The organism is Bacillus sp. SB49 (assembly GCF_000469135.2).
Classification (GTDB): domain Bacteria; phylum Bacillota; class Bacilli; order Bacillales; family Halobacillaceae; genus Halobacillus.
In genome coordinates this window covers 2,355,529-2,377,045 of record NZ_CP048117.1, presented here as the reverse complement: position 1 = coordinate 2,377,045, position 21,517 = coordinate 2,355,529, and the positions used below count along the sequence as shown (strand labels likewise).

17 protein-coding genes, 1 other RNA gene and 1 other annotated feature are annotated in these 21,517 nt (G+C 46.6%); of the genes, 14 read left to right on the top strand and 4 right to left on the bottom strand.

Annotation, left to right across the window (positions count from 1 at the left end; genetic code table 11):
- Positions 1–18: 18 nt before the first annotated feature.
- The gene (gene spoVB, locus M662_RS12500; RefSeq protein WP_008639475.1) at positions 19–1,575 is read right to left on the bottom strand and encodes a stage V sporulation protein B; all 1,557 of its coding nucleotides are present in this window, start codon (positions 1,573–1,575) and stop codon (positions 19–21) included.
- Between the two features lie 109 nt (positions 1,576–1,684).
- Here spoVB and M662_RS12495 point away from each other — a divergent pair, with 109 nt between their 5' ends.
- From M662_RS12495 to dtd, 7 genes are all read left to right on the top strand, one after another.
- A complete protein-coding gene (locus M662_RS12495; RefSeq protein WP_026577171.1) occupies positions 1,685–1,969 on the top strand; it encodes a post-transcriptional regulator in 285 nt (94 codons plus the stop codon).
- A gap of 144 nt (positions 1,970–2,113) precedes the next feature.
- Positions 2,114–4,396: a protein translocase subunit SecDF gene (gene secDF, locus M662_RS12490; RefSeq protein ID WP_026577172.1), complete on the top strand. Its 2,283-nt coding sequence runs from the start codon at positions 2,114–2,116 to the stop codon at positions 4,394–4,396.
- A 155-nt stretch (positions 4,397–4,551) separates the two neighbouring features.
- Positions 4,552–4,878 (top strand): LapA family protein, encoded by a 327-nt coding sequence (locus M662_RS12485; RefSeq protein WP_008639483.1) that lies wholly within the window; start codon positions 4,552–4,554, stop codon positions 4,876–4,878.
- A gap of 56 nt (positions 4,879–4,934) precedes the next feature.
- Positions 4,935–7,262 carry a single-stranded-DNA-specific exonuclease RecJ gene (recJ, locus tag M662_RS12480; RefSeq protein ID WP_026577173.1) on the top strand — a complete coding sequence of 776 codons (2,328 nt, stop codon included), beginning with the start codon at positions 4,935–4,937 and terminating at the stop codon, positions 7,260–7,262.
- Positions 7,252–7,764: an adenine phosphoribosyltransferase gene (locus M662_RS12475; protein WP_008639488.1), complete on the top strand. Its 513-nt coding sequence runs from the start codon at positions 7,252–7,254 to the stop codon at positions 7,762–7,764. The genes recJ and M662_RS12475 overlap by 11 nt, the downstream gene beginning before the upstream one ends.
- Positions 7,765–7,902: 138 nt before the next feature.
- Positions 7,903–10,107, top strand: a complete 2,205-nt coding sequence (locus tag M662_RS12470; protein ID WP_008639490.1) for a RelA/SpoT family protein — start codon at positions 7,903–7,905, stop codon at positions 10,105–10,107.
- Between the two features lie 20 nt (positions 10,108–10,127).
- Positions 10,128–10,574 carry a D-aminoacyl-tRNA deacylase gene (gene dtd / locus M662_RS12465; protein WP_026577174.1) on the top strand — a complete coding sequence of 149 codons (447 nt, stop codon included), beginning with the start codon at positions 10,128–10,130 and terminating at the stop codon, positions 10,572–10,574.
- A gap of 46 nt (positions 10,575–10,620) precedes the next feature.
- On the opposite strand, the gene M662_RS12460 is transcribed toward dtd, so the two are convergent.
- Positions 10,621–12,120, bottom strand: a complete 1,500-nt coding sequence (locus M662_RS12460) for an N-acetylmuramoyl-L-alanine amidase family protein (protein WP_026577175.1) — start codon at positions 12,118–12,120, stop codon at positions 10,621–10,623.
- 160 nt (positions 12,121–12,280) lie between these two features.
- Positions 12,281–12,499, top strand: a binding site (T-box leader).
- 72 nt (positions 12,500–12,571) lie between these two features.
- On the opposite strand from M662_RS12460, the gene hisS reads away from it, so the two are divergent.
- The 3 genes from hisS (at position 12,572) to ssrS (ending at position 15,892) form a co-directional block, all read left to right on the top strand.
- Positions 12,572–13,852 (top strand): histidine--tRNA ligase, encoded by a 1,281-nt coding sequence (gene hisS / locus M662_RS12455; protein WP_026577176.1) that lies wholly within the window; start codon positions 12,572–12,574, stop codon positions 13,850–13,852.
- Position 13,853: 1 nt separating this feature from the next.
- The gene (gene aspS, locus M662_RS12450) at positions 13,854–15,626 is read left to right on the top strand and encodes an aspartate--tRNA ligase (RefSeq protein WP_008639498.1); all 1,773 of its coding nucleotides are present in this window, start codon (positions 13,854–13,856) and stop codon (positions 15,624–15,626) included.
- Between the two features lie 73 nt (positions 15,627–15,699).
- A non-coding RNA gene (ssrS, locus tag M662_RS12445) (6S RNA) lies at positions 15,700–15,892 on the top strand.
- 89 nt (positions 15,893–15,981) lie between these two features.
- On the opposite strand, the gene M662_RS12440 is transcribed toward ssrS, so the two are convergent.
- Together M662_RS12440 and M662_RS12435 are read right to left on the bottom strand one after the other, a co-directional pair.
- On the bottom strand, positions 15,982–16,635 hold the full coding sequence (locus M662_RS12440; RefSeq protein ID WP_026577177.1) for an RsfA family transcriptional regulator: 654 nt from the start codon (positions 16,633–16,635) through the stop codon (positions 15,982–15,984).
- A gap of 82 nt (positions 16,636–16,717) precedes the next feature.
- Complete coding sequence (locus M662_RS12435) at positions 16,718–17,995, bottom strand: replication-associated recombination protein A (protein WP_026577178.1); 1,278 nt, start codon at positions 17,993–17,995, stop codon at positions 16,718–16,720.
- Between the two features lie 119 nt (positions 17,996–18,114).
- Here M662_RS12435 and M662_RS12430 point away from each other — a divergent pair, with 119 nt between their 5' ends.
- From M662_RS12430 to mnmA, 4 genes are read left to right on the top strand one after another with little or no spacing between them, the layout of a single operon-like run.
- Positions 18,115–18,798 (top strand): YczE/YyaS/YitT family protein, encoded by a 684-nt coding sequence (locus tag M662_RS12430; protein WP_008639503.1) that lies wholly within the window; start codon positions 18,115–18,117, stop codon positions 18,796–18,798.
- The gene (gene cymR, locus M662_RS12425; protein WP_008639507.1) at positions 18,752–19,171 is read left to right on the top strand and encodes a cysteine metabolism transcriptional regulator CymR; all 420 of its coding nucleotides are present in this window, start codon (positions 18,752–18,754) and stop codon (positions 19,169–19,171) included. The genes M662_RS12430 and cymR overlap by 47 nt, the downstream gene beginning before the upstream one ends.
- A 22-nt stretch (positions 19,172–19,193) precedes the next feature.
- Positions 19,194–20,336 (top strand): cysteine desulfurase family protein, encoded by a 1,143-nt coding sequence (locus M662_RS12420; RefSeq protein WP_008639509.1) that lies wholly within the window; start codon positions 19,194–19,196, stop codon positions 20,334–20,336.
- A 15-nt stretch (positions 20,337–20,351) separates the two neighbouring features.
- The gene (mnmA, locus tag M662_RS12415; protein ID WP_008639510.1) at positions 20,352–21,464 is read left to right on the top strand and encodes a tRNA 2-thiouridine(34) synthase MnmA; all 1,113 of its coding nucleotides are present in this window, start codon (positions 20,352–20,354) and stop codon (positions 21,462–21,464) included.
- Positions 21,465–21,517: the final 53 nt, after the last annotated feature.

The window sequence follows — 21,517 nt, the reverse complement described above, 5'->3', positions numbered from 1 at the left end:
TAACCGCGATTGCTGCGGTTATTTTTTATGGAATAATCGCTTCCATGGGATCATCTTCCACTCTTCCACGCGGAGAAGCTGGAAGAAGAATAATAAGAAAAGGTAGAAGACAGTAAGCGTTACGCCCATCGTCAAGAGTTGAGAGACCGGCTTGCTGGCATCCAGCCATGCATGTTTCCAGGTCATTCCTGCATATCCTGTGATGCCGATTACAGCAGCAAACTTAAGGAACATGGAAACAGGGAAGGTGATAATTTTGTACTTGATTAATACAGCCATGTGCAGCAGGGTTACGACGACCACCCCTACAACGATTGCCAGCGCGACTCCGTGTATACCGAATTCAGGTCGTGAACTTAAACCGACAAGGACGACAAATTTTACGACCGAGCCTATGAGTGTGTTCCACATAGCCGGCTTGGCTAAATCAAGTGCCTGGAGAGTCGCCTGAAGGGGTGTTTGTATATAGTGCAGCAGAAAGAATGGTGCCATGAACTGCAGCATAAAAGCGGCGCTGCTTGTCCCGTAAATAGTCATGAGAATGACGGCGGGGAAGATCATAAAAATAATGGTGATGACACCACCGGAAGCTATGGAGAGTCTGATGGACTGCATGATGCGGTACTGAATCGTCTCTGTTTTTCCTTGAGCTTGAGCTTCACTGATGGACGGAACGAGAGATATAGACAAAGCATGCGTCAAAAAGGTGGGCAGGAACAATAACGGCAGCACATACCCGGTAAGCTCTCCATACTGTTTCGTTGATTCAACGGCTGCGATTCCCGCAATGGCCAGACTTTGTGCGACGAGAATGGGTTCAAAGAAATACGTCAGCGATCCAATAAATCGGCTGCCGGTTGTCGGAAGGGCAATGGTCATCAACTCATTCAACGTTTTTCGTCCCTCACCGATATGACTTTTCCATGTCTTCCTCAAACGGAACCGCTTGTGTACGTTGAATTGTCTTAGCATATAGAAAAGAGAAGCAAGTTCTCCGAGGACAGCTGATGCCATGGCCCCTGCGGCTGCAAATTGGACACCGTAAGGATAGAGCAGTTTTGTAAGAAGGACGACAGCACCTATTCGCACGACCTGTTCGATCACTTGAGACATCGCCTGAGGTTTCATATTCTGACGGCCTTGGAAGTAGCCTCTTATTACAGAGGAAACAGCGATGATTGGAATGATTGGTGTAACGACAAGCAGTGGATAGAGGGCTCTGGAATCCGTCAGAAAGTGATTGGCAATGACGGGAGCCATGATGAACAGCAGCGCTGTGAATAAGATACTGAGTGTACCTGTTACGGAGAGAGATACGGCCAGAATCCGCTTGATTTTCCGTTCATCTCCGCCTGCTTCCGCTTCTGACACCCTCTTTGAGATAGCAACGGGGAGTCCGAACTGAGTGATCGTAATGGCGAGAATGAGTGTAGGCAGTGCCATCATGTAAAGGCCCACCCCTTCCGCCCCCATTACCCTGGCTACAACGATCCGGTTAATGAAGCCAAGCAATCTCGTGATTAGTCCTGCAGCTACGAGAATGAGAGCTCCATGAAGAAAAGTTTGTTTAGACATAACATTGATCCGCCTTCTCAAAGTATTGAATTTCCGCTACAATGAAGTATATGCGTATGGTTGGACAAGCCATGACAATAGATTAAATAGCGGAGAGAGGCGAATGGATATGGATCAAATGAAAACGGTCGGAGAATGGAGAAGGCGCGTGTCTCCGGTGTTGCAGAGCAAAGTGGAAGAACTGCATTTGTTAGGCTATGAACAAGCGACAAAGGAAGAAGTTTGGAACTGCTTGATTAAGAAGGTCTGGAACGGAGAACCGGAGAAGAGGCTTCATGAAATCGTTCAGGACATCTTTCGCCTCTCGAGTCATACATACACCGGTTATTTGACGGCTGAAGCATACGAAAGCGACGACCTGCTTGCTTCGATCGAAGCCTTGGAAGGTTCCTGAAACGCTCTCCGGTACAGTTGCCATTTTTAAAAAAAGTAGTAGAATGGAGAACGAGTGATTCTAATTTGTCAGATTTTGATACATAATACATAACAAGTGGTTCAACAACCGCCTGTGTGAAACAGAATAGAAGGAGCGGTATATATGGTGAAAAGAGGGCGGATCGTCGCCTTTTTCCTTGTGGTCTTGTTGATAGCGGCTGCAATCGGGACGACCATCACGGGAATTACAAAAGACATAAAACTCGGACTGGATCTTCAAGGAGGATTCGAAATCTTATACGATGTCGAACCGTTGAACGAAGACCAGGAAGTCAATGATCAAGTGTTGGAAGCGACTGCTGAGTCATTGAACCAGCGTGTCAATACACTAGGTATCAGTGAGACGAATATCTCCATTGAAGACGGAGGAAGGATTCGTGTTCAACTTGCAGGTGTAGAAGACCAACAAACGGCTCGGGAGCTTTTATCGACATCCGCGCAGCTCTCTATGAGAGGCACGGACGGGAAAGAATACTTAAACGGTTCGGACTTGGTGGAAGGAAGCGCTCAGCAGACCTTCAATCCGGATACAAACGAGCCGGTTGTCACGTTGAAAGTGAAAGATGCTTCTAAATTCTATGATGTATCCAAGGAGATTTATGAAACACCGGACGATCCGGAAACGCCTTATCCGGATGATTTATTAGTCATCTGGCTTGATTACAATGAGGATACATCCTTTGCAGAGGAGTATGGGAAAGAGGATCCTGGTTATATTTCTGCTCCGTCGTTCAGACGGAATGGTCCGATCCGAAGTAACTCCATCATGATCAGCGGTGATTTCACTGTTGAGTCGGCTAAACAGCTGGCGGATGTTCTCAATGCGGGATCCCTTCCGGTTAACTTGGAAGAGACGTACTCGACTTCTGTAGGTGCTCAATTCGGGGAACAAGCCATGAACAAAACGATCCTTGCCGGATTTATAGGAGTAGCTGTTATCTTCTTGTTCATGATCGCTTATTACCGGTTCCCGGGTGTCATCGCTACGATTACATTGACGACTTACATTTATTTAATTCTGCTTGTGTTCGAATGGATGAATGGTGTCCTGACCTTACCGGGTATCGCTGCCCTGATTCTCGGGGTGGGAATGGCTGTCGATGCCAATATCATCACATATGAACGGATTAAAGAAGAATTGAAATCAGGTAAATCACTCATGTCTGCCTACAAAGCAGGAAATAAACGATCGCTTTCCACAATATTGGATGCCAACATCACTACCTTGATTGCTGCAGCAGTATTGTTCATTTTCGGTACAAGTTCCGTCAAAGGGTTTGCGACGATGCTGATTGTAAGTATCCTTGTCAGCTTCATCACTGCAGTTTACGGTACACGCCTGTTCATGGGGCTCTGGGTGAAGAGCAGATTCCTGAACAAGCGACCGAAATGGTTTGGGGTAAAGCCTGAGGATATTCAAAATATTGAGGATGGACAGGAAGTTGAAGCAACGTTCGCCAAACGTCAATTTGACTTCGTGGGTCTAAGAAAACGGTTCTTTGCAGTTTCTATTGCCCTGGTAGTAGCGGGAATCATAGCCATCGCGATCTTCCGCTTGAATCTGGGGATTGACTTCACGAGCGGTTCGCGGGTTTCCATCCTTGCTGACGAGAATGTCTCTTCAGAACAGATCGAACAGACAATGGAAGATGAATTCGATCTGTCACCGAAAAAAGTCGTTATTTCCGGAGATAATAACGAAATAGCTGTAGCTCGTTTCGATAAGGAACTAAGCAAAGACAAGGTGTCTGAGATTCAGGCCTACTATGAAGAAGAATACGGGAACACACCGAACGTCAGCACGGTGTCTCCTGTTGTCGGACAGGAGCTTGCGAAGAATGCGGCACTTGCTGTGTTATATGCATCCATCGGGATTATCATTTACGTGACTATCCGATTTGAAATTTTCTTCGCCCTCACAGCAATCATTGCTTTGCTGCATGATGCATTCTTCATCATCGCTTTGTTCAGTATCACAAGGCTTGAATTTGACGTCACTATCATTGCGGCAATCCTGACAATTGTCGGGTATTCCGTCAACGATACAATCGTTACGTTTGACCGAATCAGAGAGAACCTGAAGCAGAAGAAAAAGGTCAAGTCCTTTAAAGAACTTGCTAAAATCGTCAACGACAGCTTGATGCAGACATTGACGAGGAGTATTAATACGGTACTTACCGTTATTTTTGCGGCTGTTATGCTCTTGTTCTTCGGTGCTTCTTCCATCACGAATTTTTCCTTTGCGCTGGTAATTGGTTTGCTCGCAGGTACGTATTCGTCCCTGTTCATTGCTTCTCAGCTGTGGCTGATATGGCGTGGACGCAACATCAAAGAAAAGCCAATTAACTACGTGAAAAAGAAAAAAGTGGATGGACCACAAGTCTAAGAATAGAGAAAGAAAAAATCCCCGCCCTGAAGGCGGGGATTTTTTCAGCTTGTTGTGATAGGATAGCTGCAGCTTTCTGGTGATAACGGGCATTTTTGATTATTATTATAGTGTTCGGGGTATATCAATAAAGACAAAAAGAAAGGAGTGGGAATGTGAAAGGGCAAACTTACATTATCCTTGCACTTATATTCGCTTTACTCATTGCGATCTTCGCCGTGATCAACGTGGATGCCGTGCAGGTCAATTATTTATTCGGCACCGGAGAAGCGCCATTGATTCTTGTTATTCTGATATCTGTACTGCTGGGTGGACTGGCAACAGCTTCTGTAGGAGCCATTCGCTATTACAGGCTCAAACGGGAAAACAAGTCGCTGCGCGCTCAACTGGATGCGCCTGCTGATGTCCATACTCATACAGATGAACCTGTCCATGATCCTGCTGTAAATGATGAGCAGGAGGAAAACTCCAAACTCACATAATCCGGTTTGCTACCCCTGGTCCGCTCTAGTATAATAGACGGGTCAGGGGTGAACTTATGATACAAAGTAAGATGAAATGGAATTTTACATATAGAGAAGCCGCGGCAACCATTGAAGATGTACAGGGGATTACCCCCCTTACACAACAGCTGCTGGAGAAGCGCGGAATCGTCTCACCGGAAGATGTGCGGACATTTTTGAACCCATCTGTCACACAACTTCACGACCCTTTCCTCATGGATGGGATGGAGAAGGCGGTCAACCGTGTAAAAGAAGCGGTTGAAAAAGGGGAGCCGATTCTTGTTTTCGGAGATTATGATGCAGACGGTGTCACGTCGACAACTCTTATGGTAGAAGCAATCCGCAAAACGGGTGCTGACTGTGATTTCTACATTCCCAACCGTTTTACGGAAGGATATGGTCCGAATAAAGAAGCCTTCCAGTTCGCGAGTGATTCCGGCTTCAAGGTAATCATTACGGTTGACACCGGCATTGCCGCTATCGAAGAGGCCGCCTTTGCAAAAGAGCTCGGCATTGACTTGATCATTACCGATCACCACGAAGTGCAGGAACGCCTGCCCGACGCCTACAGCATCATTCACCCGAAAACTTCGGCGGACTATCCGTTTCAGGAGCTGGCAGGTGTCGGCGTCGCATTTAAATTTGCCGAAGCGCTCCTGGGGCATTTTCCGACGGAATTCCTTGATTTGGTGGTCATAGGTACGATCGCCGATCTCGTCCCTCTGAAAGGGGAAAATCGTGTTCTGGCCTCCGCCGGTCTAGAAGCGATTTCCCGTTCTACTCGTCCAGGTATTCAGGCACTTAGACAGGTTTGTGGAATCGAGGGGGATATGGAGGAAGAAACCATTGGTTTTACGATTGGGCCGCGTTTGAATGCGGTCGGTCGACTTCAAGATGCGACACCGGCCGTGGACTTATTGATATCAGACAGTCTGGATGAGGCGCAGGAGATCGCCGCTTTTATCAACCAGTTGAATATAGAACGGCAGAAAATCGTCGCCTCCATCGCGAAAGAAGCGGAAGCGATGGTCAAGAATGAAAAAGGTGAAGCAGACAAGGTTATTGTCGTCGCCAAGGAAGGCTGGAACCCCGGAGTCCTGGGAATTGTAGCATCGAAACTCGTGCGTCAATTTGACCGTCCTGCCATCGTTCTTGCCATTGATCCGGAAAAGCAGCAAGCGAAAGGTTCGGCAAGAAGCATCGCTGCTTTTGATTTATTTACGAACTGCATGGAAGTCAGGGATCGATTTATTCACTTCGGTGGACATGCGCAGGCAGCGGGTATGACTCTTGAAACAGGAGAAGTGAATAACCTGCGGGAAGACCTGATCCAAAAGGCAGAAGAAAAGCTGACCGAAGAAGACTACCACCAGGTACTTGATATTGAATCTACGGTGGAAATCGAAGAAATCTCATTAAAGCAGATTGAAGAAGTGAACAGGCTGCGTCCTTTTGGTATGGGCAACCCGAAGCCGCTGTTTCACCTGAAGCATACGCCGAAGGAAATACGTTTGATTGGAAGCAAGAAAAATCATCTGAAGTTCCAGTTTCTACAAAATAAAGCCAAGGTGGACGGGATCGCTTTTCATATGGGGGATTTGTATCCGCAGATTGCTCCACATACCCCGTTGGACATCGTTGGTGAGCTCGGGATAAATGAATGGAACGGTCGGAAAAATGTGCAGGTCATGGTCAAGGATCTGGCTGTAAAGGAGCAGCAGCTTTTTGACCTGCGCGGCTCGAAACATTTGGAAAAGAGCATCGATATACCGGAAGGGGAAACATATGCGGCTATCCGTTTTCTAGAGAAGACGAAGGCCCCGTTTGACATACCTGTATACGGTTCAAACGATCTTACCGAAGAGCTTCATCTGGACGGGCTCCTGCTCCTCGATCTTCCTTCTGAAATCGATCAGTTGAAAAAGGTTTTAGAAATAGTGGATGCGCGTAAAGTGTATGTCTGTTATCAGCTTGAAGATGGCGCTTTTCTTAAGAGATGGCCGACGAGGGATCATTTCAAATGGTTTTATGGTATGCTTTTAAAACGCGGGCGTTTTGATCTTCGTAAAGAAACGGAATTGCTTGCCAACCGTAAAGGCTGGGACCGTTCCATGGTGGAATTTATTTCAGAGGTGTTTTTTGAACTGGACTTTGTTAGAATAGAGAATGGGATTATTACGGTTGAATCACAACCTTCACAGAAGGACTTGAAAGAGTCACAGTTCTATCGCAGACGCGAAGAACAACTTCAGATGGAACAAACGCTCTACTATTCCACTTATCATGAGTTGAAAGATTGGTTTGACCAATATATGAACCAAGGGTCTAAGCACGTCAAGGAGGAAGTATTTAATGGATTTTAAAGAACATATCGCAATCGTACAGGACTGGCCGAAAGAGGGAGTGCAGTTTAAGGACATCACCCCACTTATGGATAATGGTCCTGCATTCAAACAAGCGGTTGACGAAATCGTGGAATATGCCAAAGACAAGGACATCGACATCGTCGTAGGACCGGAAGCACGCGGGTTTATCGTAGGCTGTCCTGTGTCTTATGCACTCGAAATCGGTTTTGCACCGGTACGTAAAGAAGGAAAACTGCCTCGTGAAACAATCAAAGTCGATTACGGCCTCGAGTATGGTAAGGACGTATTGACTATTCATAAAGATGCGATCAAACCGGGTCAGCGTGTCTTGATTATCGATGACCTTCTTGCTACAGGAGGAACAATCGAAGCAACGATTAACCTTGTTGAGCAGCTCGGTGGAGAAGTTGCGGGATGTGCGTTCTTAATTGAACTTACTTACCTGAACGGCCGCAGCAAGCTGAAAGGCCATGATGTCTGTACGCTAATGCAATACTAATAAAAAGAAAGAGTGCCCTTGTTGGGGCGCTCTTTGTTTTACAATTAAGTAAGCTTTTCCTTTACAAAAGCCGCGCTTTTTTTGATAATGATACCAAATAGAAAATAAAGAAAGTTTTAAAGAAACTAGGGTGATGGAATGGCCAAAGATACAGTTCTAACTGCAGAAGAAGTCATAGAGCAAGCAAGTCAGTATTTGAATGAGTCAGATCTGGCATTTATTCGTCGTGCGTACGAATTCGCCGAGAAAGCCCACAGCAATCAATTCAGGAAATCCGGAGAACCTTATATTATCCACCCGATTCAGGTAGCAGGGATATTAGTTAATCTGGAAATGGATCCGGAAACTGTTGCTGGTGGGTTTCTTCACGACGTGGTGGAGGATACGGATATTACCTTGGAAGAAATCGGCGATGCATTTAACACTGAAGTGGCTATGCTGGTGGACGGAGTCACAAAGCTTGGTAAAATCAAATATAAGTCCAAGGAAGCGCAGCAGGCAGAGAATCACAGGAAGATGTTCGTTGCGATGGCGAAGGACATCCGTGTTATTCTGATCAAACTAGCCGACCGCCTTCATAATATGCGGACATTGAAGCATCTCCCTGCGGAGAAGCAGCGCAGGATCTCGAATGAGACATTGGAGATTTTTGCACCGCTTGCGCATCGTTTAGGAATTTCTACAATTAAGTGGGAGCTGGAAGACACGGCCCTCCGTTATTTGAACCCGCAGCAGTATTATCGAATCGTTCACTTGATGAAGCAAAAGCGTAATGAACGCGAACATTATATTGAGGAAGTAATTAACGAAATACAGACGCAGTTGGATGATGTGAACATCCAAGCGGATTTAAACGGAAGACCGAAGCATTTGTACAGCATCTATAGGAAAATGGTTCTGCAGAATAAGCAGTTCAACGAAATCTATGACTTGTTAGCCGTTAGAATTACCGTAGAAAGCATTAAGGATTGCTATGCCGTCTTAGGTATCATCCATACGTGTTGGAAACCGATGCCGGGAAGGTTCAAAGATTATATCGCTATGCCTAAACCGAACTTGTACCAGTCTCTGCATACGACGGTAATTGGTCCAAAAGGTGATCCTTTGGAAGTGCAGATCCGCACACATGACATGCATGAGATAGCCGAATACGGAATTGCGGCTCACTGGGCATACAAAGAAGGCAAACAAAGTGCGGCAGAACAGTCATTTGAAGAGAAGTTGACTTGGTTCCGTGAGATTCTGGAATGGCAGAATGAAACGCATGATGCAGAAGAATTTATGGAATCTCTGAAAGTCGATCTATTTTCGGATATGGTTTATGTGTTCACACCGAAGGGAGATGTTATTGAACTCCCGTCGGGTTCTGTACCTGTTGATTTTGCCTATCGCATCCACACGGAAGTCGGCAATCAGACAATAGGGGCGAAGGTTAACGGTAAAATGGAGCCGCTTGACTATGAATTGAAAACAGGAGATATTGTCGATGTCATGACATCCAAGCATGCCTACGGCCCGTCTAAAGACTGGATTAAGCTAGCACAGACCTCCCAAGCTAAAAATAAGATTAAACAATTCTTCAAGAAACAGCAGAAGGATGAAAATATAGCGAAAGGGAAAGAGCTTGTCGATAAAGAAATCCGTAATTTCGGTATCCAGCCAAAAGACGTCTACACACAGGAGAACCTGATGCGTGTCTCTGAGAAGTTTAACTTTGCAAACGAGGAAGACATGTTCGCCGCTGTCGGTTATCAGGGAATCACAGCAGCTCAAATAGCGACACGCCTGACGGAGAAAATCAGAAAACGTCAGCAGAAGGAACAGGACCTGGAACAGACCCTTGCGGACGTTAGTACCACGGAGATTAAAACACCACCGAAAGTCGGAAAGCGTGATTCAGGCGTACGTGTGGAAGGTGTGGACAACCTCCTTGTTCGATTATCCAAGTGCTGTAACCCGGTACCCGGTGATGAAATTATCGGATATATAACGAAAGGCCGTGGTGTATCTGTGCACCGGACGGATTGTCCGAATGTGCAGACGGAAGAAGCACAGCCTAGGCTGCTTCCTGTCAAATGGGAAATGTCGGTTACCGATTCGAAACAGTATCACGTTGACCTTGAAATTTGGGGCTATGATCGCAGAGGGCTTCTAAATGAAGTGCTTCAGGCTGTCAACGAAACGAAAACGAACATAACAGCCGTTTCCGGGAAATCGGACCGCAACAAGATGGCTACGATCCATATCACCATCTTGATACAAAATACGAATCACTTAAGAAAAATTGTTGAACGGATTAAGCAGATACAGGAAGTATATACAGTGCGTCGTGTTATGCAGTAAAAGAAGATGAGGTGAATGGAGTGCGGGCAGTTATACAACGTACCTCCGGAGCTTCTGTGGAAGTGGCTGGAGAGACGATCGGACAAGTAGGACAGGGAATTGTCGTCCTCTTGGGCGTTACTCAGGAGGATACAGAGGAAGATGCCAGGTATTTGGCGAAGAAAATTCCTTATCTCCGGATTTTCGAAGATGAGAATGGGAAGATGAATCATTCATTAATGGATGTAGAGGGGAAAATGTTGTCGATTTCCCAATTTACTTTATATGGTGACTGCCGCAAAGGACGGAGACCTAATTTTATGGGTGCTGCAAAACCGGAGTTGGCAGAACCGTTATATAAAACCTTTAATGAGATGGTCACACAGGAGGGCATTCCGGTTGAGACAGGCGAATTCGGAGCAATGATGAATGTCCAGCTTACGAATGACGGGCCGGTAACCTTGATTATCGACAGTAAAGAAAGATGAGGAAAAAGCGCCGGAGCTAGATGCTCCGGCGCTTTTTTGACCTTGCTTATTTAAAATAATTGATAAGGCCTTGAGTGATTCCTTGACTTGCTTTCTCCTGGTATTGATTGGTGCGCACGGTCTGTTCTTCGCGGGCATCAGAGATGAATCCCAATTCTACCAAAACGGCAGGTTTATTATTCTCTCTAAGTACGTGGAAGTTCCCGTTCAAAATTCCCCTGTTGTTTAAACCGGTAAAATCTACGACAGAGTTTTGTACGGAGGTAGCCAGTCCCTTATCTTTCGAATGATAGTAGAACGTGTTGATTCCTCTCGCCGTTACTCCGGATGGCGCACTGTTTAAATGCAGGCTTACAAATGCATCAGCGTCGGAACGTTTTGCATAATAGGAACGGATGGACAAGGAAATATATTCATCCTTCGTCCGTGTCATTAATACTTTTGCCCCTTTACTCTCCAACTGGTTCTTCAATTTTTGAGCTGTGCTTAATGTAAGGTTTTTCTCCAAGCTGTTGTTTCTCCCGATAGCGCCGGGGTCTCTTCCGCCGTGACCAGCATCGATCATGATAGTTTTGCCGTTCAGGCTGCCGGAGGAGACTGGTGTTGCTGTTTGGCTTCCTTTACCGCTTTCTTCGACAATCCAACCGGCTACGTAGGCGGTTTTTCCGCTGTAGCTGATCTTGTACCACTGTCCTTCTTTGGAAAGAACCTGGAATTGATCCCCTTTATGAGCCCTTCCAAGAATCTTGTCATTTGTTGAAGGACCGCTGCGGATATTTGTCCCGTTATAAGACAATGTAATAGAGGTATCGGCTTTCGTACTGGAGTTGTCCTCTACTTTGTTAACCAGCCACCCTGCTACCCATCCTGTCTTTCCGTTTCCCCATTTAATATGAATCCAACGATTTTGTTCGCCTATGTATTCATATGTCTGACCTCTTTGAATCTGGGTTAACACTTTTCCTTGCAGGGAGCCCTGACTCCTTACGTTCAAAACGTCCGTGCCGACCTTCACTTTTCCTTTGACAGTTTGGTCGGAGCTGTTTGAACCAGTCGCGCTTGAGGACTCTTTCTTAACGGATTTGGTCGTCAGGTAATCGCTGTGGACCCAGCCTTTGATTCCACTGTGAGTGATAAGGACCCATTTTCCGGTCTTATCCTGTGCCTGTACCTGATCCCCCTTCATCAAGTGACCTTTGATCGTTCCGTTTAAACCTGCATCGGAACGTATCCTCAAGTAGTCATACTTGGTGGTGTAGACGGTACCTCCGGGAGAAGCACTATCCGTTTTCACTTTTGTGAGCCATGCTGCGACCCATCCTGTTTTGCCATTCCATTTGATCTTCAACCAATCGCCTTTTTTATCGACGATGGTGTAGGATTCATTGGTATGGACTTTTCCTATGGAATCATGGTTGGTTCCAGGTCCGGATCGTACATTCATATTATCCGTTTGAATGACGGCCTGATCTGCAAAGACAGTTTCATTTCCCTGAAATAGGGCCGCTGTCAGGATAACAACCATGACAAATAGCCATTTCTTCAAATACTTACACCTCCTGTTAAAAGTATACATCACACATTATTCGACAGTGAATTGGATTATCCTTCCGTCTTTCGATAGATTTAAACAAATTATTTGCCACAGATAACTTGACATTGGAATGAAGGAAACTATATGATAGTAATCAATTCAAAAGCGAATCGTAAAACCATTGAGGAAAAGAGTAACCCTTTCCCATGCGGACAGAGAAGGTGTTCCCTAGGCTGAAAGAACACCCCCCGTTATGATCGGATGAAAGACGTTTCCTAGGTGCTGTATCGAAAGACCAAGTAGGTACAGACGTACACAGGCGTTAACTGTTTTGAGTGGAAGCTTCATGCTTCAATCAGGGTGGCAACGCGGGTAGTAACCCGTCCCTTTTTCCTATATCGGAAAAAGGGACGGGTTTTTTAATGGTTAAAAATGGTTTGTAACGTATGAAGGAGGAATTTTCATGGCTATCAATGCCCCACGAGGCACCCAGGATATTTTGCCTGGTGTCGTAGAAAAATGGCAGTTTGTTGAACAACAGCTGACAGAACTATGCAGACGCTTTAATTATAAAGAAATCCGGACACCTATTTTCGAACACACGGAGTTGTTTCAAAGAGGTGTCGGGGACAGCACGGATATCGTACAGAAAGAAATGTACACCTTCCAGGACAGAGGCGACAGGAGTATCACACTGAGACCGGAAGGGACAGCCTCCGTCGTGCGTTCCTTCGTCCAGAACAAAGTGTACGGTCTTCCGAACCAGCCGACGAAATACTTCTATATGGGGCCGATGTTCCGTTATGAGCGTCCGCAGCAGGGGAGACAGCGTCAATTCGTTCAGTTCGGCATTGAAGCACTCGGCTCTGACGACCCGGCCATAGATGCAGAAGTCCTTTCCCTTGCTTTGAACTCCTATAAGACGCTTGGCTTGAAGTCGTTGAAACTCGTCTTGAACAGTCTCGGAGATAAAGAAAGCAGAGAAGCTCACAGACAAGCACTGGTGGAGCACTTCGAACCTCACAAAGAAGAACTATGTTCGGATTGCCAACTTCGGTTAGATCAGAATCCTCTCCGCGTATTGGACTGCAAAAAGGACAGAGATCATCCGGCGATGGCCACGGCACCATCCATCCTGGATTATTTAAACGATTATTCGAAAGATTATTTCCAACGTGTTAAAGGACACCTGGATACTATGGGGATTGAATATGTGATCGATCCGAATCTTGTTCGTGGTCTTGATTATTATAATCATACAGCCTTTGAAATCATGAGTGAGGCTGACGGTTTCGGTGCGATCACCACCCTCAGTGGAGGAGGCCGTTACACGGGACTTGTTCAGGAAGTAGGAGGTCCTGAAACTTCCGGAATCGGTTTTGCTATGAGTATCGAGCGCCTTCTTATGGCGTTGGATGCAGAAGGGGTGGAACTTCCGGTGGAGCAGGGGATGGATTGCTTCGTTGTCGCTATGGGAGAAGAGGCCGAAAAGGAATCCGTTCGAATTACGAATGAGCTGCGCTTGAACGGTTTACAGGCGGACAAAGATTATCTAGGGAAGAAAATGAAAGGGCAGTTTAAAGCTGCCGATCGTCTTGGGAGCCGTTATGTATTAGTCATCGGTGATCAGGAGCTGGAAAAGCAAGTCATCAATGTGAAAGACATGGAGACCGGCGAGCAGAAAGAAATAGCGCTTGAGGAAGTCGTCCGTTATATGCAATCCAAACTGGCTGGAGGGAAATGACATGGAAAGAACGAATGGCGGTAAATTAAGGAAAGATCATATAGGTCAGGAAGTTACGTTAAAAGGATGGGTACAGAAACGAAGAGATTTAGGTGGATTGATTTTCATCGATCTCCGCGACAGGTCCGGTATCGTTCAAGTCGTCTTCAATCCGGCAACTTCAGAGAGGGCGCTGAAGACGGCAGAAGAAGTACGCAGTGAATTCGTCCTGGAAGTGAAAGGACAGGTCGTCGCCCGTGAGTCAGCAACCGTCAATAAAAATCTTGGAACCGGAGAAGTGGAAGTGGCGGTTCAAGAGGTCAACATTTTAAATAAAGCGAAAACCCCACCGTTCATGATTGAAGATGAAACGGATGTATCGGAAGATCTTCGCTTGAAATACCGCTACTTAGATCTTCGTCGTAAGGAAATGCAGGATACTTTCCGTCTTCGTTCTCAGACAACGAATGCCATCCGGAACTTCCTGGACGGGGAAGAGTTCCTGGATATGGAAACGCCGATGTTGACGAAGAGTACACCGGAAGGAGCACGTGATTATCTCGTTCCAAGTCGTGTTCATGAAGGGCAGTTTTATGCGCTGCCTCAATCTCCACAGCTGTTTAAACAGATGCTGATGATGGCTGGTTTTGAAAAGTATTATCAGATTGCCCGCTGTTTCCGTGATGAAGATTTAAGAGCGGACCGCCAGCCCGAATTCACCCAAGTCGATATCGAAACTTCGTTCATGTCCAAAGATGAAATCATGAGTATGACGGAGCGCATGATGAAGCACGTCATGAAAGAAGTAAAGGGATTGGATATAGAGACGCCTTTCCTGCGCATGCCGTTTGATGAAGCAATGGAGCGCTTTGGTTCCGACAAGCCGGATACACGTTTCGGCCTGGAGCTGGTCAATATCTCTGAACTTGTGAAAGATTCCGGTTTCAAAGTATTCAGCAGTGCTGTAGCTTCCGGAGGACAAGTCAGCGCAATCAATGTGAAAGGAAAAGCGGACGATTTCTCCCGCAAGGACATTGATAAGTTGACAGAGGACGTCAAAGTATACGGCGCTAAAGGGCTTGCTTGGTTAAAAGTGAAAGAAGGTGCGTTCAACGGGCCGATCGCCAAATTCTTTGGTGATGAGGAAGCAGATGCCCTAAGCGCAGCGCTGGAAGCAGAAGAAGGAGATCTTCTTTTGTTCGTAGCGGACAAAACATCGGTTGTTCAAGACAGCCTCGGTGCGCTCCGCTTGAAATTGGGACGTTCCTTGAACTTAATTGATGAAAGCAAGTTCCACTTCCTTTGGGTAACAGATTGGCCGCTGTTCGAGTACGATGAAGAGGATGGTCGTTACTATGCAGCCCATCACCCGTTCACGATGCCTGAAAACGGAGACGTGGATCGATTGCAGGGGCATCCGCAGGACGTCAAAGCGGAAGCATATGATATCGTACTGAACGGATACGAACTAGGCGGCGGCTCCCTTCGTATTTATCAGAAGGAAATGCAGGAAAAAATGTTTGAAGTACTAGGATTCACGAAAGAAGAAGCGGATGAACAGTTCGGATTCCTTATGGAAGCCTTAGAGTACGGGACTCCTCCACACGGGGGAATCGCTTTTGGATTGGACAGACTCATCATGCTTCTTGCCGGACGCACCAATCTCCGTGACACGATTCTATTCCCTAAAACGGCATCTGCTCAAGATCCATTGACAGATGCACCAGGGGCAGTAAGCACCCAGCAATTGGAAGAACTTCATCTGCAGCTGAAAGAATCCGGCTCGGATAAATGAGCTGAGTAAAACTGTTTCTTCCTTCTTGCTTAGCTAATGGATATATGCTAAGATAACATTACAATTAAAGAGATCAATCCTGATGTGTACGTTGCTCTAATGTACGTTTTGACCTAACATTTTTGAATCGGGAGCCTGGCGTTTCCACATGGAATGCAAGCCTCATAACCATCACTGATGGGAGGACGCAAGAAATGTGGAGCAGGGCACCCACCTGCCAGGAGCAGGTTCAAAACTCATGATGCGACGGCACGATTGGGATTGATTTTTTTATTGTGTTATAGGATTTACGAGAGAATTTTTACATAATAAAAAGGCTTCGGGCATTTAAATGCTCGGAGCCTTTTTTATTATCCTAGCGGGCTACATTCTTCAGATTTCCATTCTTCTCCATTCGGAACTGCGGTTTGAAAGTAGCATCCTGCTCGTCGAATAGAACCATTTTTCTTGCGCGGTCCATGATCTGTATCAATGCCTGGTAATCCTCTGACATCGATTCTAGTTGACGTGACAGTTGATTGTTCCGTTCCATCAATTCTTCGTTCTGTGCCTCCAATTGATTCAACTGTTGTTGAACTGGTCCGGAAGCGGACGTTTCTTTTTGAAGAGTATCCAGGAAACGGATAACATCTGTTAGGTTAAGGTCGTCTTTACGTGGGCCGGGAATCGCTTGTTCCAGCGGTTCTGTATAGGTGTAGGCATGGTGTTCGGCCACTTCTTTCTCTTCCGGAACAGAACGGGAAGGCTGCGGGTATTCCACTTGCTGCTTCGCTTCATTCCGTTTCTTTTCTTTCCGCTGTTTCTTCGCTAGTTCTACTGCTTGTTCATACTTTTGGCGTACTTCTGCATTCCAACGGAAACCACAGGCGGCAGACGTACGGTTTAAAAGGTCGCCGACTTCATCAAAGGCACGTAACTGAGTGCTTCCTTCACGGATATGACGAAGCACCGTTTCTGCTAATAATAAATCATCTTCATGAGACCAGGCATCCTGCCTTACTTTAGGCATCTACACCACTCCTAACTTTATCGGTAAGCTGATAGTTTGTCAGATTTAATAGTAGTGTAGCCAACAAGGCAGCCGTTTATACTCACGTGGATTTTTGTTTCTTTATTTTATTATTGACTTGCTCCAGTGCCTGTTCGAATTTCCCTGTCCGTTTCGCTTCGTAATAGGTACGGTTTTTCAATTTGTCTGGTAGATACTGCTGATTGACCCAGCTGTTTTCATAGTTGTGCGGGTATTTGTAGTCGATTCCCCGCCCGAGCGTTTGTGCCCCTTTATAGTGGGAGTCTTTCAGGTGGGCAGGTACGTCCCCGCTCTTGCCGGCCCGGATATCTGCCAAAGCTGCATCCAGCGCTTTATAAGCACTGTTGGATTTCGGGGAAAGAGCAAGCTCCGTTACAGCTACCGCCAGCGGTATTCTTGCTTCGGGAAATCCGATTCGTTCAGCGGCTTCTACGGCAGCGAGTGCGCGCGGCCCTGCCTGGGGGTTTGCGAGACCGATATCTTCATAGGCGATGACCACGAGACGTCTGGCTATACTGTCTAGATCACCGGCTTCAATGAGACGGCCTAAATAATGAAGGGATGCATCTACGTCACTCCCGCGTATCGATTTCTGAAAGGCGGACAGGACATCATAATGGGCGTCCCCGTCTTTATCGTGAGAGAAGCTCTTTTTCTGCATGCATTCTTCCGCCACTTCCAGCGTGATCTGTACGGTTTCTGCTTCGTCTTCCGGTGTAGAAAAGGCGGCAAGCTCCAAACCGTTTAAAGCGGACCTCAGATCCCCGTTCGACGCAGCAGCAAAGTGATCAAGGGCTTGATCGGTGACAGAGATGTTCATATGACCGAGTCCTTGGTTTTCGTCGTTGATGGACCTTTCCAGAGCGGTTTTCACATCTTCCTCTGTTAAGGAATGAAGTTCGAAAAGGTGGCATCTGCTCCTGATTGCCGGGTTGATCGAATGGTATGGGTTGCTCGTTGTGCAGCCGATCAGTGTTAAACGGTTACTCTCCAGGTGAGGAAGGAGAAAATCCTGCTTCGCTTTATCCAGACGGTGTACTTCATCGAGGATCAGCACGAGCTGTCCGTGCATTTTGGCTTCCTCAACAGCAATCTCCATGTCTTTCTTCTTATCTGTCACAGCATTCAATAATTTATGCGGAATGCGTAAGCTCTTGGCCAATGCTGTTGCCATGGACGTCTTCCCTGTACCAGGCGGACCGAAGAGGATCATCGAAGCGAGTCTTCCTGCCGTTACCATGCGGTGGATCGTTTTACCTTCGGCTACCAGATGCTGCTGACCGATAATTTCATTGATATTAGATGGACGCATGCGGAATGCGAGTGGTTGTTGACTCATTGTTCAGTCTCCTTCTTCTCATTGTAATGGTAAGCGTAGAATGATTCCGTATAAAATGCAAGAGGGTTGCCATCCATGCTATAATAGCGTTTGGTATAATAGAGAGAGGAGGATGACGTGTGAGCAACAAGAAAAAGACGAAGTACGAAGCGGTTCTCCGCTGGAGTTTCTTCGCAATCGGATTAGTCATCCTGGGCCTCGGTATCTCTATGACGATGCAAGTCAAGGACTTTGGAATCGGACCATGGGACGTATTTCACTATGGTCTGTTTTTACAGTTCGGATTAACTGTGGGGACATGGTCAATCATTGCCGGACTTATCATTGTTTTATTGAGCGCTGTCGCCCAAAAGAAATTGCCGCAGATCGGTACCGTGTTGAACATGGTGTTGATCGGCGTATTTATTGATTTTTTCAACTGGGTTCTGCCTGAGCCCGAGTCTTTACTTTTCCAGCTTATCGTTTTTGCCGGTGGTACGTTCATCACGGCCCTCGGGGTCGGTGTATATGTATCTTCCGAGATAGGTGCAGGACCGAGGGACAGCCTTATGCTGCTCCTTACAAATGCCACCGGCTGGAAAGTTTCAACCGTAAGGAATGGAATTGAGATTACAGTCGCTGTCCTCGGTTTCGCCCTCGGCGGACCTGTAGGATTGGGTACCGTATTCATCGCGTTATTATTAGGTACATTTGTCGGTTATACCCTTCCTCAAGCGAAGAAGTGGTTACAGTTTCTTATAATGAAAGGTGATTCCTATGAAGATATCTACCAAAGGCCGCTACGGGCTGACCATTATGATTGAACTTGCACGCAAGTATGGGGACGGGCCCATATCCCTCAAGCAGATTGCCAGGGATAATGATTTGTCCGAGCACTATTTGGAGCAACTTATTGCGCCACTGCGGAATGCAAGTCTCGTCAAAAGTGTCCGCGGGGCATATGGCGGTTACATGTTGACAAGGGCTCCACATGAAATAACTGCCGGAGACGTTATTCGTGTGTTGGAAGGGCCGATTACGCCCGTCGAAGGCATTGAAAATGAAGAGCCGGCCAAACAGGCGTTATGGAAGCGTGTAAGGGATGCGGTGAAAGACGTGCTCGATACGACAACGCTTGAGGATTTGAAAGATCACGTGGAAGATCAGACGCAGGACGCCTATATGTTCTATATTTAATACCTTTGATGGAGTGAACGAAATGAAACCTATCTATTTAGATCATGCTGCGACGTCACCGGTTCATCCGGATGTTGTCAAGACGATGGTTCCCGTATTTGAAGAGGTGTTCGGGAACCCGTCCAGCGTCCATCAATTCGGGCGGAAAGCACGCCGGATTCTCGATGAGGCGAGACGAACTATTGCAAAGAGCATCCAGGCAGATGAGAAAGAGATTATCTTTACAAGTGGAGGTACGGAAGCGGATAACCTTGCAGTCATCGGATCTGCTTTAGCAAATTCCGGGAAGGGTAAGCATATCATTACCACCTCGGTCGAACATCATGCTACATTACATGCAGTCGAACACTTGGAAAAGCAGGGGTTTGAAGTGACTTACCTTCCTGTCGATGAACAAGGAATCATCAGGATGAAGGATTTGGAAGAAGCATTGAGAGAAGAAACCATTCTTGTCTCGATTATGATGGTCAATAACGAGACGGGAGCTGTCCAGCCTATTGAGAAGGCAGCAGCACTTTTAGCTGATCATCAGGCTTTGTTCCATTCGGATATCGTCCAGGCGTATGGATTGATCGATATTGATGTGTCCGAGCTTCCGGTAGACCTGCTTGCTGTCTCCGGTCATAAAATTAATGGTCCGAAGGGTATCGGATTTTTATATGCCAGGGAAGGAACGCCGCTTGAGTCTCTTCAACATGGAGGAGAACAGGAACGGAAGCGTCGTGCCGGTACAGAGAACATCCCTGCCGTCAAAGGCTTGGAGAAAGCCGTGGAGATCATGCAGGCGGAGAGAAGCTCTACGAAAGAAAAATATGCAGGATTTAAACGGCTGTTTCTAGAGACACTGAAAGAAGGAGCGGTTGATTTCCATGTGAACAGTCCGGAAGAATGGACAGTGGAATCGATCGTAAACATCAGTTTTCCGGGGATGAACGTAGAAGCACTTCTGACAAACTTTGATCTGGACGGCATCGCCGCATCCAGCGGAAGTGCCTGCACTGCCGGGTCCGTAGAGCCTTCTCATGTACTGACGGAAATGTTCGGAAAAAATGACCCAAGAACCACAAATTCGATTCGTTTTAGTTTCGGCTTGGCGAACGATGAAGAAAATATAGTAGAAGCAGCAAGACGAGTCAGTCGAATCATTAAACGTTTGACTGTCTAAAGGAAGGTGAGAGTAATGAAAGAACCGAAAGATACACGCGTCGTCGTAGGAATGAGCGGGGGTGTCGATTCCTCCGTTGCCGCTCTCCTTTTAAAGGAGCAGGGTTACGATGTCGTAGGAATCTTTATGAAGAATTGGGACGATACAGACGAGAACGGGGTATGTACAGCAACGGAAGACTATGAAGATGTCATCCGTGTCTGCAACCAGCTGGATATCCCGTACTATGCCGTCAACTTCGAGAAACAATATTGGGATAAAGTGTTCACCTACTTCCTTGAGGAATATAAGAAAGGAAGAACACCGAACCCGGATGTGATGTGTAACAAAGAAATTAAATTCAAAGCATTCATGGACCATGCCATGTCCCTTGGTGCAGACTATCTCGCTACAGGTCATTACGCGCAGGTGCGTGAAAACGAAGGCACATACGAAATGCTGCGAGGTGTCGATAACAATAAAGACCAGACGTATTTTCTTAACCAACTTTCTCAGGATGTCCTTGAGAAAGTCCTGTTCCCACTCGGACATATGGAAAAGAAAGAAGTCCGCAGAATCGCAGAAGAACACGGCCTTGCAACGGCTAAGAAGAAGGATTCCACAGGAATCTGCTTCATAGGTGAACGTAACTTCAAGGAATTCTTAAGTGAGTATCTGCCTGCCCAGCCCGGCAATATGGAGACGTTGGACGGGGAAGTGAAAGGCCGGCATGACGGACTTATGTATTATACACTTGGACAACGTCAAGGTCTCGGCATCGGGGGTGCGGGGGATCCGTGGTTCGTTGTCGGGAAGAATGTAGAGAAGAACGTCCTTTATGTGGGCCAGGGCTTCCATCACGAAGCTTTGTATTCCGACGGTCTGATTGCTTCTGAAGCAAATTGGACAAGAGGGGAAGTCCCTCAGGAGCCGTTTGAGTGTACGGCTAAATTCCGTTATCGTCAAGATGACAGTGCGGTCACGGTATATCCGCTGGATGATGGAACGTGGAAGGTCATGTTCCATGAGCCGGAACGTGCAATTACACCAGGACAAGCAGTTGTTTTGTATGATGGCGATGTCTGCCTCGGCGGAGCTACTATCGATGTTGTATTAAAGCAAAATGCAGCCATCACCTATGTAGGATAAAACCAGGCCATGTCCCATCAACGGACATGGCTTTTTTATGGGAAACAAAGAAC

What these genes read in the sequence shown, in the direction of transcription:
- recJ (WP_026577173.1), top strand. Translation starts at nt 4,935, where the DNA reads ATGATACAAAGTAAGATGAAATGGAATTTTACATATAGAGAAGCCGCG.
- M662_RS12470 (WP_008639490.1), top strand. Translation starts at nt 7,903, where the DNA reads ATGGCCAAAGATACAGTTCTAACTGCAGAAGAAGTCATAGAGCAAGCA.
- spoVB (WP_008639475.1), bottom strand. Translation starts at nt 1,575, where the DNA reads ATGTCTAAACAAACTTTTCTTCATGGAGCTCTCATTCTCGTAGCTGCA.
- cymR (WP_008639507.1), top strand. Translation starts at nt 18,752, where the DNA reads ATGAAGATATCTACCAAAGGCCGCTACGGGCTGACCATTATGATTGAA.
- mnmA (WP_008639510.1), top strand. Translation starts at nt 20,352, where the DNA reads ATGAAAGAACCGAAAGATACACGCGTCGTCGTAGGAATGAGCGGGGGT.
- M662_RS12420 (WP_008639509.1), top strand. Translation starts at nt 19,194, where the DNA reads ATGAAACCTATCTATTTAGATCATGCTGCGACGTCACCGGTTCATCCG.
- M662_RS12495 (WP_026577171.1), top strand. Translation starts at nt 1,685, where the DNA reads ATGGATCAAATGAAAACGGTCGGAGAATGGAGAAGGCGCGTGTCTCCG.
- M662_RS12440 (WP_026577177.1), bottom strand. Translation starts at nt 16,635, where the DNA reads ATGCCTAAAGTAAGGCAGGATGCCTGGTCTCATGAAGATGATTTATTA.
- M662_RS12435 (WP_026577178.1), bottom strand. Translation starts at nt 17,995, where the DNA reads ATGAGTCAACAACCACTCGCATTCCGCATGCGTCCATCTAATATCAAT.
- aspS (WP_008639498.1), top strand. Translation starts at nt 13,854, where the DNA reads ATGGAAAGAACGAATGGCGGTAAATTAAGGAAAGATCATATAGGTCAG.
- secDF (WP_026577172.1), top strand. Translation starts at nt 2,114, where the DNA reads ATGGTGAAAAGAGGGCGGATCGTCGCCTTTTTCCTTGTGGTCTTGTTG.
- hisS (WP_026577176.1), top strand. Translation starts at nt 12,572, where the DNA reads ATGGCTATCAATGCCCCACGAGGCACCCAGGATATTTTGCCTGGTGTC.
- M662_RS12475 (WP_008639488.1), top strand. Translation starts at nt 7,252, where the DNA reads ATGGATTTTAAAGAACATATCGCAATCGTACAGGACTGGCCGAAAGAG.